Source organism: Algibacter miyuki (genome assembly GCF_030409805.1).
Classification (GTDB): domain Bacteria; phylum Bacteroidota; class Bacteroidia; order Flavobacteriales; family Flavobacteriaceae; genus Algibacter; species Algibacter miyuki.
The window spans coordinates 475,719-492,500 of sequence record NZ_JAUFQP010000013.1 but is presented as its reverse complement, the minus strand read 5'-3'; the positions used below and the strand labels follow the sequence as shown (position 1 = coordinate 492,500).

Annotated in this window: 12 protein-coding genes and 1 rRNA gene (1 of these 13 cut by a window edge); 1 reads left to right on the top strand and 12 read right to left on the bottom strand. The window is 34.3% G+C overall.

Going from position 1 to position 16,782, the window contains the following annotated elements:
* The 5 genes from QWY92_RS14460 to QWY92_RS14440 all read right to left on the bottom strand — a co-directional run.
* Positions 1-669, bottom strand: a 16S ribosomal RNA gene (locus tag QWY92_RS14460); it reaches 850 nt to the left of the window's first position.
* Positions 670-1,446: 777 nt separating this feature from the next.
* The gene (locus QWY92_RS14455; RefSeq protein WP_290272519.1) at positions 1,447-2,346 is read right to left on the bottom strand and encodes an alpha/beta hydrolase; all 900 of its coding nucleotides are present in this window, start codon (positions 2,344-2,346) and stop codon (positions 1,447-1,449) included.
* 107 nt (positions 2,347-2,453) lie between these two features.
* The gene (locus tag QWY92_RS14450; protein ID WP_290274106.1) at positions 2,454-4,697 is read right to left on the bottom strand and encodes an FUSC family protein; all 2,244 of its coding nucleotides are present in this window, start codon (positions 4,695-4,697) and stop codon (positions 2,454-2,456) included.
* A 241-nt stretch (positions 4,698-4,938) separates the two neighbouring features.
* Positions 4,939-5,676 (bottom strand): hypothetical protein, encoded by a 738-nt coding sequence (locus QWY92_RS14445; protein ID WP_290272517.1) that lies wholly within the window; start codon positions 5,674-5,676, stop codon positions 4,939-4,941.
* Positions 5,677-5,894: 218 nt separating this feature from the next.
* Positions 5,895-6,620, bottom strand: coding sequence for an NUDIX hydrolase (locus QWY92_RS14440; RefSeq protein WP_290272516.1), 726 nt, complete (start codon positions 6,618-6,620; stop codon positions 5,895-5,897).
* Positions 6,621-6,806: 186 nt separating this feature from the next.
* Here QWY92_RS14440 and QWY92_RS14435 point away from each other — a divergent pair, with 186 nt between their 5' ends.
* Entirely contained in the window at positions 6,807-8,273 is a 1,467-nt protein-coding gene (locus QWY92_RS14435; RefSeq protein WP_290272515.1) for a mannitol dehydrogenase family protein, read from the top strand.
* 66 nt (positions 8,274-8,339) lie between these two features.
* Here QWY92_RS14435 and QWY92_RS14430 read toward each other — a convergent pair whose 3' ends face one another.
* The 7 genes from QWY92_RS14430 to QWY92_RS14400 all read right to left on the bottom strand — a co-directional run bounded on the left by QWY92_RS14430 (position 8,340) and on the right by QWY92_RS14400 (position 16,719).
* Positions 8,340-9,221, bottom strand: coding sequence for a carbohydrate kinase family protein (locus QWY92_RS14430; RefSeq protein WP_290272514.1), 882 nt, complete (start codon positions 9,219-9,221; stop codon positions 8,340-8,342).
* Position 9,222: 1 nt separating this feature from the next.
* Positions 9,223-10,719 carry a mannitol dehydrogenase family protein gene (locus QWY92_RS14425; RefSeq protein ID WP_290272512.1) on the bottom strand — a complete coding sequence of 499 codons (1,497 nt, stop codon included), beginning with the start codon at positions 10,717-10,719 and terminating at the stop codon, positions 9,223-9,225.
* Positions 10,720-10,731: 12 nt separating this feature from the next.
* Positions 10,732-11,700: an ABC transporter permease gene (locus QWY92_RS14420; RefSeq protein ID WP_290272510.1), complete on the bottom strand. Its 969-nt coding sequence runs from the start codon at positions 11,698-11,700 to the stop codon at positions 10,732-10,734.
* 25 nt (positions 11,701-11,725) lie between these two features.
* Complete coding sequence (locus QWY92_RS14415) at positions 11,726-13,249, bottom strand: sugar ABC transporter ATP-binding protein (RefSeq protein WP_290272508.1); 1,524 nt, start codon at positions 13,247-13,249, stop codon at positions 11,726-11,728.
* A gap of 18 nt (positions 13,250-13,267) precedes the next feature.
* A complete protein-coding gene (locus QWY92_RS14410) occupies positions 13,268-14,332 on the bottom strand; it encodes a substrate-binding domain-containing protein (RefSeq protein ID WP_290272506.1) in 1,065 nt (354 codons plus the stop codon).
* A gap of 70 nt (positions 14,333-14,402) precedes the next feature.
* Positions 14,403-15,287: a hypothetical protein gene (locus tag QWY92_RS14405; protein WP_290272504.1), complete on the bottom strand. Its 885-nt coding sequence runs from the start codon at positions 15,285-15,287 to the stop codon at positions 14,403-14,405.
* A 373-nt stretch (positions 15,288-15,660) separates the two neighbouring features.
* A complete protein-coding gene (locus tag QWY92_RS14400; RefSeq protein ID WP_290272502.1) occupies positions 15,661-16,719 on the bottom strand; it encodes a WD40/YVTN/BNR-like repeat-containing protein in 1,059 nt (352 codons plus the stop codon).
* Positions 16,720-16,782: the final 63 nt, after the last annotated feature.

The window sequence follows — 16,782 nt, the reverse complement described above, 5'->3', positions numbered from 1 at the left end:
ATATTCTAACTACTTCATAATGATTCAAGATAACCAGTATCAAAGGCAATTTTACAGTTGAGCTGCAAACTTTCACCTCTGACTTAATTATCCACCTACGGACCCTTTAAACCCAATGATTCCGGATAACGCTTGGATCCTCCGTATTACCGCGGCTGCTGGCACGGAGTTAGCCGATCCTTATTCTTACAGTACCGTCAAGTCTCTACTCGTAGAGATGTTTCTTCCTGTATAAAAGCAGTTTACAACCCATAGGGCAGTCATCCTGCACGCGGCATGGCTGGATCAGAGTTGCCTCCATTGTCCAATATTCCTCACTGCTGCCTCCCGTAGGAGTCTGGTCCGTGTCTCAGTACCAGTGTGGGGGATCCCCCTCTCAGGGCCCCTACCTATCGTTGCCATGGTAAGCCGTTACCTTACCATCTAGCTAATAGGACGCATACTCATCTTTTGCCGTAACCTTTAATACAAAAGCCATGAAGCTAATGCATACTATGCAGTATTAATCCAAATTTCTCTGGGCTATCCTGCAGCAAAAGGTAGATTGTATACGCGTTACGCACCCGTGCGCCGGTCGTCATCTGTGCAAGCACAATGTTACCCCTCGACTTGCATGTGTTAGGCCTGCCGCTAGCGTTCATCCTGAGCCAGGATCAAACTCTTCATCGTTAAATTTTTAAGTGTTTCCACTATTACTTTTAACAACTAATTAGAATCTCTAATACTCAAAATGGTCTATTCTCTTTGTTAAATTAATTCGTTTCCAAATTAATCTTACGCTGTCAATTCAATATGTTTATGAACTTTTTTCTCTATCTTTACTAGCAAACTAATTCGCTAAGCGGGTGCAAATATAAAACCCTTTTTTAACTTCCACAATAATTATTTAACTTTTATTTAAAAAAGATTTAAACCCCTTTTTTATAACAATTCAATAATCTTTTTATGAACTTCTCACTAAATTCGTTGCCGTTTTTAGCGGCTGCAAACTTACAACCTTTTCTGAAACTCACCATGCTTTTTAATCCTTTTTTTAAAAGAAATTTATTCCCTTTTAATTTCTGAATTATTTAACCTTGATATGAACGTTACGCTTTGAAGTGTTACCTTTTTTAGCGGGGTGCAAATATAGATACCTTTTTGGTTCTGACAACCTTTTTATTCGTGTTTTTTTGAGATTAAAGTGTTTTTGTTTTTAATAGACTAAGGGTTAATGGGATGCGGATTGATTATTATTTGATAATGCTTATAATTGCTGACCTGGGTTTCAAAAAACCTCCTCCTATATATAGGACTTGCATTAACTAAAAAAAACAAACCCGGCGGACTGGCCCGCGTTAGGGATTGAGGCGGCATCCTTTTTTGAGTTTTTTAGCGAAAAAAAGATATAGCGGAAAGCCCGACCCGAAGGGGAACGCCCAAATTTTAATCCTTCTTGTTTTTTAATTATTGCTTTGTAATATTGACTTGGGTTTGAATGTTCTCCTTTTGATGCACTGTTTTATTGAAAAAATTAAATATTTGATCTAATTGAGAAAAAGGGATTTGAGAGTTTTCATGCCCTCCCCCTATAATTTTCCTAAAATAATAAGACGTGCCTAAGGTTTGAAGTGTATTTATTATAATATCGGAGCCATCTAAAATAATATATCCAAACCTATCGGGTGTGCAATAATGGTGTGGTGCTTTACCAAATGGCACTAATTTATCGGCTGTTCCGTGAAACAAAACGGTGGGTATTGCATTTTGTGCCGATATATAATCGGCATCCACGACTGCGCCGGCAAAAGCCATGATTCCAGCAAAAGATACGTTGTTGTAGTTTGAAACATCGTCTATTAAAAATGTTTTTGAATACACGGCATTAAGTACACCCTCTGCCCCTGCACTACTGCCACCTGCAATAATTTTTGTTGGATCTATTTGAAGTTCTTTTTTGTGTGTTATTATATATTTTGCGGCGTCGAGATAATCGATAGCTGATTGCTTAAAAACATCTAATTTCACACTTTTGGGGCAATTACAGCCTGCACCTGTTTTTGATCCTTTAAGCAGAAGTCTGTAAGATATGGATACCCCGATATAACCTCGCTTATTTAGGTTTTTCATTAACTTAACCTCGTTACGTGAGTCTCGATGCCCACCAGAAAACCCTCCGCCATGCATCCATAAAACGACTGGTAAACTATCGTTCGGCTTAATATTTTTAGGCGTATAGACATCTAATTCTAAAGCTACAGATTCTTTTTCGGCATAGATATATGTTGCTTTATCTTGAGCGAGCAAGTTACCGCCATAACACAAGACACTTATTAATAGGAACGCATTTTTTAAATTTGTTAGCATAATTAGTAATTAAGAAGTATTTGACTCAAACAAATTTAATCAATTTAAAAATTATTCCTAAACACCCCTCTTTGGGTATTAATGCTACTTCTTGCAGAAAAAGCCATCTAAAGGATTTCAGAATAACTAATAGTAGCCTTTTTTAAATTTTCAGAAAGTGATTTTAGCCAGATAAGTTGATTTGGAATTAAGTATGCTTCTTGTAATTGATGCATAGTCTCCGTATTAATTTCGATATTTCCTTTTTTAATGTTGTTATCTCGCTCATCTGATAGATCTTTAAAGGTTTTTAGCAGAACATCTTCCACAACCTCAATCTCCTTTTTATCCTTCTGGTTATTTGGAGGAATTCCTTCTAAAATAGCACAAGACATTTGCAAGGTGTTGGCTATTTTAAGAATCATAGCATCAAACTCATGAGATGCTGGGGTGGTTTTATGGTTTATAATAAAACTCCCTATAGAGGCTGTTGCCGAAACTATAGTTTGGTTTAATGTTACTAAACTATAAATTAACCTAAACTCTTTTTGTTTTGATTTAGGATCTTGAGTAAGCCGCTGAAAGCCCGCATTTAAATTACTTATCGCCAAAAACAACTCTTTTCTAGCAACTTTGTAAGCCATTAAATTTTGCTTTTTATCGTGATATAAATCTTGAGTGGCCAATAAATAATTTTTGTTTTTTTTAAGCGCATCTAATAATACTTCTTTTAAATTATTAACCTCCCAACTAGGCCATAAAATATAGTTTGCAAGTATAGCTATAGTAGCACCAATAACTGTATCGATAACCCGATACTGAATTACCTCAAAAGCATTAGGGTTAATTAACGAATACACAAAAATGACATTTATAGTAATTAATGCCGCCCCCGATTTATAATTTTGTTGAATTAAAGCAAATGCAAAAATTAATGACACGATAGCCAGCACCCCATAAATAATAATATTTTGAGTAATTAGTACAATACTAATTGCTACAATTGCACCTATTAAAGTACCTACAACCCGGTCTTTAGAACGTGTTTTCGTTAAGCCATAATTAGGCCTAATTATTACTATAATAGTCAGGAGAATCCAATACGTATTATGAATTTCCAACACGGTACCCAATACAAAAGCAAACACCATAGCCACCGTAAACCGAAGCGCATGCCTAAATAAGTTCGAATTGAAACTTAAATTCTGAAGAACTACACTAAAATGATACTCTTGTAAGGTTAAAAACTGACTTCTATCTTGACGTTTTAAAGATACTTTTGAAGCTTCGTTAACATTAGCCATAACCCGTCGAATAGACCTGATTTCTTGGAGTAAAAGTTCCTGATAATCGTATAGATTTTTTAAAACCAATGCTCCTTTTCTAGCTTTAGGAAGCTTAACATCTTCTACATAATCTGTAATAGCTTGATTTGCTCCTGATAAAGCCTCTAACAGACTATCTTTACTTGGAATTTTCCGGCTTTGAATAAGGCGTTCAGAAAGTACAATTAAGTGGTTTCCTAAAACTTTGTTTAAATTTTTAGATGCTCTCAGGTGTTCCTTCTTATCTTTAAAAAGTCTATCAATTTCATTATAATCGAGATGCTTCGCTTCTATAACTTCAAATATATTTATAGTTGAAATAAAAATCAATAGTTGCTTTTCATCATAATGCGAACGCCCCGACCGCTTTCGTTCTGTAAATAAAGCTTCTCTTAAAGTTTCGTGCTTTTCATTAATTTGAGTTTGCAGCACTAAAGCCTCTTGTATAAGCGTCTCACGCTTCTTCTTTTTGGTTAATAACCGCGCTCTTAGTTTTAAATATTGGCCAATTAATTGCAAAGTATCTGCTAAAAGTTGGTTATTATCCTTTCTGGGTGATAACTTCTGAAAAGTGAAAGACACCAATAAATACCACAGTCCGCCAATTCCCATAAGGCCGATATGTAGAAAAATATCTTGTGCTGTTTCTTTATGAATTGCCAACGCCAATACCATCGACAATAGGCCCGAAAATGAAACCAAAGACGCCCTAAATCCATAAACAGAAAGCAACGAAACCACAAACGAAATAACACCTATCGCTACAAGTAAAAGTATAAGGTAAGGTTTTAAAAATAGGATAACACCAGTAATTAACATGGTTAAACCAATACTTATTAAAATACCGTTTACTTTCCGCTTTAAACTACCAGGGATATCACCGGGTGCATTTAAAAACACACCCACCATTACCGATGGAGCCAATGCTTCATAGCCAAAAAAGAATAAAATAATAAAAGGCGTTACCACTGCTGAAGCCACTCGGACACCTCTGTAAAAGTTGGAACCTTTCAGAAATAACTCGGCGTTTTTTAAATGTGTTTTCAACATAATTTTTCTTACTAACAAAGATACTTCTAATTCAGTAGTCGTCCTTTTATTTCAAAAAATTTTATTGTTTTATGTGAAGTTCATTAAATTTTCAGAAAAAATTCGGATTTCTAAAAATACAAGGTTGCTAAAATAAAAAAACCTCAGATAAATGACTACCTGAGATTTTTATGGATATTTTTAAATCGTTGCTAATATTTCAAAAAAAACATTAAAAACGACTTACTTTATGCTTTAATTATTCCGCTTTTAAAAAGTCTTTTAACTTCTCTTTCAATACCAAGATATCTGCTTCAGTATTCCTCACTAATTTACCAGAATCATCACATTCAAAAATTGAATAATTTATTTCCATAAGACGTAAACCTTTCTTTAAAATAGCTTTCTTTTTAAGTTGATTGTAACGTTTTATTTGAAGCAAACGTGCTTGTTCCTTTTCATCTTCAACATCAGCTTCTTCAATGGTTTTTACAAACTCCATAACTAACTTTAAATCCTCATAATAGGCGTCTAAAGGTAATTTTGTTCTTCCTTTTCCGCGTTTATGCAAGTTTCCAACTAAGGTATCAAACGTGTGTTTTCTAGATGATTTTTGTTCTAATAGCTCATCACATAAATTCACTAAATAAAACTCGTCGCTATTCTCAATATTTAGTCTATTCTGTTCTTTTTTTGATATCGGACTTATCACCTCTTTTGGCACGTAAGTTTTTCCTGGTTTTACTAAGTACCAATACACATTTTCCGGTCTCCTTTCAGCATGTGCTGTTGGTATTCTAGACAAGCTATCTGCTTCATCTAATTCTCGAAGTATTTTACGTATTGGGAATCCTTTTTTCACATCTTTCGTAAATACACCAGCTGTTATTAAGGCTGGCATAATAGTCTTTACAGGAATCCAATCTTCAGTAGTATTCGCATCAAAATAATGATTAATTACCTCATTAATCTTCTCTATATTTTCTTCACTCATCATTTTAATATATTTAAACTTCGGTAAAGTAAAGGAATAAATATGGATTGTGATATGTGTTCCATAAAAAAAGGGATCAATTTCTTAAATCCTCATGTTTTATAGCCAACCACACGATAAAAACCATAAAAAACAGCTATAAATTAAATCACACAACCTCATTTATAGAAACAAAACATAGCTTAAAACTGAAACTAAAATAGCATAAATCATAACTGTTTTTACACATTAATAATGAAATCTTTCTCGGAGACTTTATCATACACATCACGACTAAAAACATAAAGTTTTGAAGGTTTTTTAGCCGTTCCTTTTTTGGTTTCATTTAAAGGTACGATGTATGTTTTTTTCAATACTTTCTTTCTGAAATTACGATTATCTAATTCGATATCTAAAACCGATTCGAAAGCAAACTGCAATTCATTCAAAGTAAACTTATCAGGCATTAAATCGAAAATAATAGGTTCTACCATAATTTTCAATTTTAAATCTTCGTGGGCATCTCTTATAATTTCATAATGATCAAAACCCAATTCTGGCAAGGCATTTACCGAAAACCATTTAAATTCATTCTCGTCAACATCGATACAATCTATAGGTTGTGTAAAATAATAAGCAATGGTCATTGATTGGTTTTTAACACCATGACTGCGCACCCATAATAAATCTTTATCCGACTTTATTCGAGACGGATTACCATAAGTTCTAAACTGCGTTCTATTAAATACGCTGAAATTTGTGCTGTCTTCAAAAATCCTATTTGCTGAAGCCTCTAGAGTTTTACTAATAAAAACCCGTCCCCCAGTGATAATCCAATCATCAACCACAGGATAATCATCGCTAAACATATTTAATGTACGCTTACGCAATAAAATCTTTAGTCCATCGGTATCCAAACCAAAAATCACACAATCTACCGATACATTATCTCGCTTCCTAAAATCCATACTATACTTTCAAAAAAAAAAAACGTTGTTTTCCGTAAAAAACGGCACGCTATTATCCCACAGGGTTAAGATACAATGAAACCTTAAAATTTCAAGGTATTTCATTATTTTTTTATGTAAATTTAAAAAGAATTTAATAAGCACACCCAACACCAAAATAAAATGCCCAATTCTTTATACTTAAACATGGAAAACCTAGACACACTCAAGGAACATGTGTCTATTCCATTGTTTGATCGTGACCAAATTACAACCAGTATTGCCCATATTGGCGTTAGCAATTTTCATCGCGCGCACCAAGCTTTTTACATTAACGAACTTATTGAAAAACATAACGTTTTAAACTCTGGAATTTGCGGTATTGACTTGCTCGATTCCGACCGAAAAACTTATAACGTTTTAAAAGATCAAGACGGCCTGTACACCCTAATTACAAAAGACGCTTCGGGCTTACATAAACCTCAAATAATAGGCTCGATTGTAGAGTATTTTTTTGGGCCAGAAAACCCTATGGCCGTTATAGAGCGCTTGGCACACCCCGGCATTAAAATTATTTCATTAACCATTGCTGAAGATGGCTACCATCTAAATGAAACCACAGGAGAATTCAACCAAAAACATCCTGCCGTTGCCGAAGAAGTTACCAATCCGTTTAATCCAAAAACAGTTTTTGGATACTTAACACAAGCTTTTAAACTTCGGAAGCTTCGCGGCTTAACGGGATGTACCATTCTATCTTGCGACAATATAAAAAACAACGGAGAGACTATGCAGCATTCGTTTTTTAACTATGTAAGCAAAAACGAACCTGAATTATTACCGTGGTTGAAACAAAACACCCGTTTCCCCAATACTATGGTTGATAGAATTACCCCTGTAACCCAACATAAAGATATTGATGCCTTAAAAAAAGAATTCTTAGTTGAAGATCAATGGCCTGTAGTTTGCGAACCTTTTGCAAGTTGGGTGATTGAAGATGATTTTTTTGAAGCTAAACCTTTTTGGGAAAAAGTAGGCGTGCAGTTTGTAAAAGATATTGAACCTTACCAAAACATGAAACTTCAACTTTTAAATGCCGGCCACAGTGTTTTAGGCATTTTAGGAACCTTACATGGATATAAAACCGTACATGAAGCTGCGAACGATGATGATTTCATTTTATTTCTCACCTCATTTATAGAGAAAGAAGTGTCACCAACCTTAGTCGATGCAGAAAATATAAGTATTGAAACTTATAAAACCACACTAATTTCCCGATTTAAAAACCCTAATATAAACGATAGTTTATCTAGGATTTGCTCCGAAAGCTCGGCTAAAATTCCAATATTTATTTTATCAACCTTAGACAGTCAATTACAAAATAATAAAGACATTAACCATATCGCTTTTATTATAGCGGCATGGTGTAAATACAACGATGGTATTGACGACCAAGGCAATACGTACGATATTATAGATTCCATAAGTAACACGCTTATCAGGATGGCAGCACGTTCATTACAAAACCCGACGAAGTTTTTAGAGATTGAATCGGTATTTAAAACCTTAAGAACACATACCTTTTTTACTGAAAAATATTTAAAATATTTAAGCTACCTAAGATCACATCATATTAAAGAGAGCATTATCGCTTTCAACGGAAACAAAATTTAGGGCAGAAAAAAAGCTTTATGGCCAATTCCATAAAGCTTCTAATCACTATTAACAAAAAACAAATTCTTAAGCGTTAATCATATTTTCTATAGTTTCTTGTTTTATTTCAGGATTTGCACCCTCATTACTCGCAACAATAGCTCCAACAGCACAAGCAAAATTTAAAGCGTCTTGTGGAGCCTTTTTATTTAATAATTGAGTTATAATTGAGGCTAAAAACGAATCTCCTGCACCAACCGTATCTACAACTTCTATCTGGTAACCGCTATTATAATAAAACGTTTTGTTACAATACAAAATAGCTCCATGACGTCCTTTGGTTACACAAATAGTTTTAGCTTTTATTTCTTCAGCAACAAATAAAATAATTTGTTCTAACGATTGTGATTTAGATCCTAATTCTTTAGCTATTTCAAAAATCTCATCATCGTTAAACTTAACAAAATCGGCTTGATTTATTAAATACTTAAGCACATCGGTCGTGTAATACGGTGGTCTTAAATTAACATCGAATATTTTATATTTAGCCAATGTTAATAAAGCATAAAGCGTTTCACGAGACACATCGTCTCTAGCTACTAAACTACCAAAAACAAAAGCATCCGATTCTGAAACAATCATTTTAACCTCATCAGAAAGTTCAATTTTATCCCAAGCTCTTGGAAACATAATATCGTAAGACGCCGAACCTTTATCATTCAGCATAACCTTCACCTTTCCTGTTTTATAGTTTTTATCAACCTGAACACCTTTGGTATTAACACCTTTCGACTTAAAAAACTTTAAAATTTTCTTTCCTTTTTTATCTTCACCAATTCTACTAATCATAGAAACCGTGTTATTAAATGCTTGCAATCGTGCTGCTACATTTAACGGTGCTCCTCCAATTTTTTTATGCGTTGGAAACACATCCCACAAAACCTCTCCAAAACATGTAATATTTGCCATTTTATATAAAACTTATTGAGTTAGTATTCATTTCCAGCACACAACGTTCCACACCATGATTTTTTATATTTTCATAAGACTTTGTATAAGCTTCAACAAAAACTTCTGAATCTTTCAACTTTCCAAAAACAGATTCTATTTCTAAAAAGGCTACAGGATTAACTTCGGAAGCAATAGCCTCTTTTACTAAGGTTGGTTTTAAAGCATCTTTAATATTAAGTACTTTTCCTTTTTCATCAAAACCACGACTATAAATAGCCCAAGCAGCAACTACAAAAGCAGCGTGCTCGATATGCGCTTTACCCTTAAGTTGTGTATAAACAGTTGGTAAAATAAAAATTGGGAATTTTGCCGAGCTCTCTGAACAAATACGATCGATTTGATCTTTAATATAAATATTACCAAAGCGTTGCAGCAATGAGGCTTCATAACTTTCCAAATCGACACCTTCCAAAGCTTTTAAAACCGGTGCTACTTCCTGCTTCATATAAGCCCTTAAAAAAGTATTAATATTTGGATTATTAGCAACCTCATCAATAGTCTCATAGCCCATTAATGCTCCTAAAACCCCCAATACAGAATGTCCCGCATTTAATAACTGAAGTTTCATTTTTTCGAAAGGCTCTACGTTTTCTACAAACTGAGCTCCTACGTTTTCCCAAACAGGTCTCCCGGCAATAAAATCATCTTCGATAACCCATTGTTTAAATGGCTCACAAACTACTGGCCAAGCATCGTCAATTCCTGACGTTTCTTTCAAATTTGAAATATCTACAGGCGATGTTGCCGGCGTAATTCTATCTACCATCGCATTTGGGAAAGATACATTTTCATCAATCCATACAGCCAATTCTGGCTCGGCTACTTTGACATAACTCAACAACATTTTTTCTGTCATGTGACCATTTCCTTGAATATTATCGCAAGACTGAATAGTAACACCTTTTAAACCACGTTCCTTCCTAAGCTTTAAAGCTTGAGTTAAGTATCCAAAAACAGTTTTTGGAGCCATTGGATGCTTTATATCTTGCTGAATTAACGGGTTTTCAAAATTGAATTCACCCGTTGCTTCATTATAATTATAACCACCTTCAGTAATAGTTAAAGTTACAATTTTAACCTCTGGACTCGCTATTTTTTCAATCACTTTTACTGGATTTTCGGGTGCGTACAAACACTCTACGATAGATCCAATAATACGTTTAGAAAGCGTTCCGTCTAATTCTTTTACAACCAAGGTATATAAACCATCTTGTTCTTTTAAGGTGTTGTAAATTTTTGTATCGAAATCTAATAAAGCAACACCACAAATACCCCAATCGGTAACCGACTCATTGTGTAATAATTGATCGGTATAAAAGGCCTCGTGCGCTCTATGAAAGCCACCGATACCAATATGCACAATACCCGTTTTTATATTATCTCTATTATATTTAGGCGTAGCTACCCTGTCCTTGAACTTATCTAAGTTCTGGTTATTTAATTTATAAGTTGTCATGTTTTCTATGTTTTATTTGCTATCGAAACGTTGAAGTAATACTGCAAAAATGATAATCGCCCCTTTAACAACTTGTTGCGGATACGATGGCACATTTAACAGATTTAAAATATTTCCAATCAAGCCCAAGATAAGCACCCCCATTAAGGTGTTTATGGCTGTACCTTTACCTCCATTTAAACTTGCACCACCAATAACTACAGCAGCAATAGCATCTAGCTCCCAAGCCATACCCATATTTGGTGATCCTAAATTAGTTCTAGAAGCCACAATTATAGCTGCAGTTGCCGCTAATGCTCCTGAGATAGCATAAACTAAAAACTTATATTTATTAACTTTTATTCCTGATAATCTAGAAGCTTCTTCGTTACTTCCTATAGCTATTATTAATCTACCAAATACATTGTAACGCAACATAACCATTGCTACAATCACGATTAAAAAGAATACGATTGCTATGTTTGGAATACCAATTGTAGAATTATTTGCAAAGTTAGACATGAATTCTCCACCTGGAGTTTTAAAGGTAATTGGAGATCCTTTAGAGTAAATAAAACCTAATCCTCTGGCAATCGTCATTAAAGCCAGCGTGGCGACAAAGGGTGCCATTTTTTGAAATGCAACCAGATAACCTGCAACACTTCCTAATGAAAAACCGATGATAATGGTTAGTAAAATAGCAACTGGCAAAATAACCATATTCACTAAAATAGCGAAGGTAACCGCCAATAAAGCCACCATAGAACCCACAGATAAATCGATACCGCCGGTTAAAATAACAAGTAACATACCAATGCTAATAATACCAATACCTGATACTTGTTTTAATAAATTTGAAAGGTTTACTGATGTAAAAAATACATCGGAAATTAATGCTGAAAATATAACCAGCAATACAAAAATGAAGATTGTATTATGTTTTACTAGAAACTTAAGTATACCACCCGGGCTACTTAGTTGTTGTTTTATTGTTAATGCCATGATTTTGTTTTTTGTTTAGTAATAGTTAGACAACTTGTTTAAGTGGTTCGCCAATGGAATAGCGTAAAATGTTTTCTTCGGAAAATTGTTCTTTCGTTAATTCACCGTAAAAAGTACCTTCGTGCATCACCATAATACGATCTGCAATACCCATGATTTCGGGCATATCTGATGAAATTACAACCACGCCAACGCCTTTTTTAGCAACCTCGTTTATCAGGTTGTAAATTTCAATTTTCGCACCTACATCAACACCACGGGTTGGCTCGTCGATAAAAATAACTTTACTGTCAATACTTAACCATTTGGCCAAAGCTACTTTTTGTTGATTTCCTCCACTTAAATTTTTAACGTCAACTTCAGAACTAGGTGCTTTAATGCTCAACTTTTCAATTAAACCTAGAACGTTTTTGTATTCGCTATCTACATTGATAAAACCTAATTTACCTGAAATACCCGTGAAATTGGTCACACTGATATTTCGTCTAATAGATAACGGTAAAAACACACCATCTTCTTTTCTATCTTCGGAAACAAAACCAATTTGGTGCCCCACAGCGCAAACTGGAGACTTGGTTGTTATTTCCTTTCCACCTAAAATAATGGTTCCCGATTTCTTTTTATCGGCACCAAAAATTAGTTTAGCAGTTTCTGTTCTACCACTTCCTCCTAAACCTGCAATACCTAAAACTTCTCCTGGTCGAACAGAGAATGATACATCATGAACTAAATTATCTCTGGCTGATAAATTACTTACTTGCAGAATAGGCTCTTTACCTATAACAGCATCCCTTCTTGGATATAAATCTTTCAATTCTCTACCAATCATTAATCGGATAACACCATCGGTATCCGTATCTGCAACAGCCATACTTCCTGTATCTACACCATCTCTAAGCACTGTAACCGAATCGGCAATTTTAAAAATTTCCTCTAAGTGATGCGAGATATAAATAATAGAAATCCCTTTTGCTTTCAACTTAAAAAGGTTGTCGAACAATTTTTTAGTATCCGTTGGATCGAAAACCGTTGTAGGCTCATCTAAAACTAAAACTTTGGTATCTTCGGATAAGGCTTTTGCTATTTCAACCACTTGTTTTTGAACGATACTTAAATCGCGTACCGTTGCTGAAGCATCAATATCAAAACCTAATGAATCAATTAATTCTTGAGCATCTTTGGTTAATTTTTTCCAGTTCATCCAAAATTTACTAGCTCCTAATTTGTGCAAGTAAATATTTTCCGCAACCGACAAATCGTTCACTAAAGACAACTCTTGATACACTACGCTAATACCTAACACCTGTCCGTCGTGTGTGTTTTTCGGACTTATTTCTTCTCCATCTAAAACAACTTTACCAGTATCTTTTTGATGAACTCCGCTCAAAATCTTTACTAATGTAGATTTACCGGCTCCATTTTCGCCAAGTAAAGCGTGGATTTCTCCAGGCTTTACTTTTAAATTCACATTTTCTAGCACTGAAACAATACCAAAACTTTTGGATATTCCCGTCATTTCAAGGCGATATTCTTGGTTTGTATTTTGCATCTTAATTTATTTTAAAGATTAAAATAAAGCTTTTGGATTGTAATATTTCGCAGCGTTTTCCTTTGTAATTAATAAAGGTGCAGTAAATGACGTTTTAGGAAAGTCTCGCTTTCCGTTAATATATTCAATTGCGTATTGCACAGCATTTTTTCCAATTTGTACTGGACTATTCATAGCAGTACAACCGTAGAAATCGGTATCCATAATATACTTAATGGCTTCTTTTTGTCCATCGGCACCCGCAACAATTAAAATGTCGTCTGTTTTACCAGCTTGCGCAATAGCTTTAATAGCTCCTAAAACACAAACATCAGATTCTGTAATAACCACATTAATGTCTGGATGTGCTACTAAAATATCTTCCATTGCTTTTAATCCACCTGCATAAGACCATTCAGTATAAGCTTGTGTTTTAATATTTAAGTCAATTTTACCTTGTGTTCTTAATTGCTCTTCAGTAATACCCTGCAACAAACCTTGCTTACGTGTTTTACCTACTGGGTTACCGGCATTACCACTTAACAAAGCGATATTCATTGTTGTGTTACCCATTTTTTTAACTAACCATTCCCCTGCTAATTCACCATTTGCCAAATTATTAGACTGTACTGTAGTTACAAAATCGGCCGAAGGATTAATAGAACTATCAATAATAAAAACTGGAATTCCAGCTGCTTTAGCCATTCTAGTTACACCAACTAAGGCATCAGGATCTTTAGGATTTAACAATAAAGCATCAACCCCTTTGGTAATTAAATCTTCTACAGCAGCAACTTGCTTATTAATGTCATTTTGACCATCTGCAGATAAGAATATCATACCATTTTTTTCAGTAGTCGCTTTTATACTTTGCAATAAAGCTTGATAATAAGGCGCATTTAATGATGGCGAACAATAGCCTATTTTTTTTCCAGTAAGATCAATAGCACTTGTTATAGTTTCACCTGTGTCTTCCGAAGAATTAACAGTAGCACTTGTAGAATCGGTTTGCTCTACACAGCTCGATAAATTAAAAATTAAAGCAAACACCATTAATGGCTTCAAAATTTGCTTCAGTACTGATTTGTTGATTTTTGTTTTCATAAGGAATTATTTAATGTTGGTTTTGTTTGTTGGTTTCTATTATTAAGTACTTCATACGAACTCGTACGTATTAAAAAATGGTAAAATCGACTTGTAGTACTGTTTTTTCTTTCTCAGGGTTCCACATTGCAGTAACACCTACTGGTAAAGTATAGTTACCTAATTTAATGTTTTTACTAAAGGTAGCACCTACATTGATGATGTTTCCTGCATCTTCTGTATAAAATGTTTTATCGGTTACGAAAGACCATGCTCCACCTGCAAAAAGTGATAAATTAGAATCTCCTTTTTCCCACACTTTACTACTTATTTCAAAATAATGTGTCCAAGAATTCTCTAAATCGCCATTGGTTTGAACTTCATAATCTCCAGAACCACCGTTTAATATAGTTGCAAAATATAATAAAGTGTTAGGTGTTACATTGTAACCAAAGTTAAGATCGACAAAATTATACCCTTGCTTTTTATCATAGCTCCAGTAATGTAATACATCGCCACGCTCTTCTACACCAGTATAGTTATTATGTGTTACTGCCTCTATAAAGAACTTATCGCTAAAACGATATTTTGTATAAATTGAAAACTCTTGGTAATGCGCACTTGTTGTTTCTCCTGTATTTTTGTTTACTAAATCGATACCAGAAAAACTAGCTCCACCCCAAACACCGAATGTAAATTTCTTATCTCTTGAATTAAATTCTAAGTTGGTTGCAACCATCATTCCCGGGTGTACAACAAAACCATGCCATAGGTGCATATTTTTAATATGCGCTCCTGCACTAAAAGGCTTATAATCATCTGTATTAGCATCGCCCTGAGCATAAACTGAAGAACCTCCGAACACTAAGATACAAATAATTGCAATTTTTGAACAAATAGCGGTTACAGCATTTGTTTTTACTTCATTTTTAGACTCTTGAGTCTTGTAGTTTAATTTTAGAAGTGGTGATTTCATAATTTCAATAATTTAGTTATAGTTGACTTTTTTATAAAACGTACATTGGACGTTTATTTTTCAAAGATAGATAAATCTTTCTAACTATTCCAAATTTATTTTTAATAATTAACTATAATACAGACGATTACAATAATAAAAACATACAATCAGCAAACCGAAACCCTTATAAAACAAGGATTTAAACGTTATTTGGACGTTTAAAAAAATCATTAAGAAAAATGAAATAAAATATACTTAGAATTAAGAAATCCGAAAAAACAAAGAAGATTATTGATCAAATTGACATTTTACACAAGGAAATATTACGATTTAAACGCTATAAAATGAAGTACATACCATAATAACACAAAATAAACCTCAACACGGCCTATTATTCTCGAAAAGTAAGCTTGGAAATTCGTCCTGCTCCAGCCGCATAAGCCACCGTATCATTAACAAAACGTATGGTATAATATCCCGATTCACTTAAACTGCTCCAAGTTTCACCAGCATCGTTACTAAAATCGATACCTTTAAATCCAACAACAACCAAAGCCTTTCCTTTTGAATTAGGCACATATTGCACACAACTTCTATACCCGGGCTTTTCACCATCTGCAACTACTTGCCAGCTTTTTCCGCCGTCGGAAGTTTTAATTTTGTTTGCAACATTACTTTCAGGTTTAGTATAATCGCCACCTACAGCAAAACCATTTAAATCATCATAAAAATCCACCGAATACATACCCGTAGTTTCTGAGCCTTGAATTATAGGCGTATCGAAAACTTGCCACGTAGCTCCTTTATCTGGTGAATAGAATATTCTACTCGATTTACCTCCGGTAGCCACCCAAGTATGATTGTCCACAATTGCAATATTAGTATCGCTAGCTGCAAATGCCGCTTCGCCAGCATTTACTTTAGGTAAATTATCGCATGAGACTTTACGCCATGTATTTCCACCATCGCGTGTAATAAGGATACTCATACAATCATCAGTTGGATCTCCAATAGCAATGCCTTCTTCATCATTCCAAAAACGCATAGCGTCATAAAAAGCCTTCGGATGATCTTCTTGATAAACCAATTGCTTCTCTCCTTTTGTAATTTTATATAATCGTGCAGGACTTTCAATAGACAACGCAAAACTGCTTTTTGAAGTTACCGCCAACGCTCGAAAATTATTAACCACAGTATCAGAACCTATAGTAATAGGATAAACGATGTTTTGTTTCCCATCCTGGTCCCCTATATAACCACCAAAACCTTCAGACGTTAAAAAATAGGCACCATTGGTTTCTTCCACAATTTCTAAAGCACGAATATTTAACGTCTCGCTTTCTATAAGATGGATCATTTCCACGGAAGTGAAATTTGGTATCTTATTTTTATCTTCTGGTTTACACAGAAAAACAACCAAAACCGACACTAAAACCACTATTTGCTTCATTTTAAAAGATTTTTATAAAAATAGAAAAGCTCCGTGACATAATCACGAAGCTTTTTGAAAAGT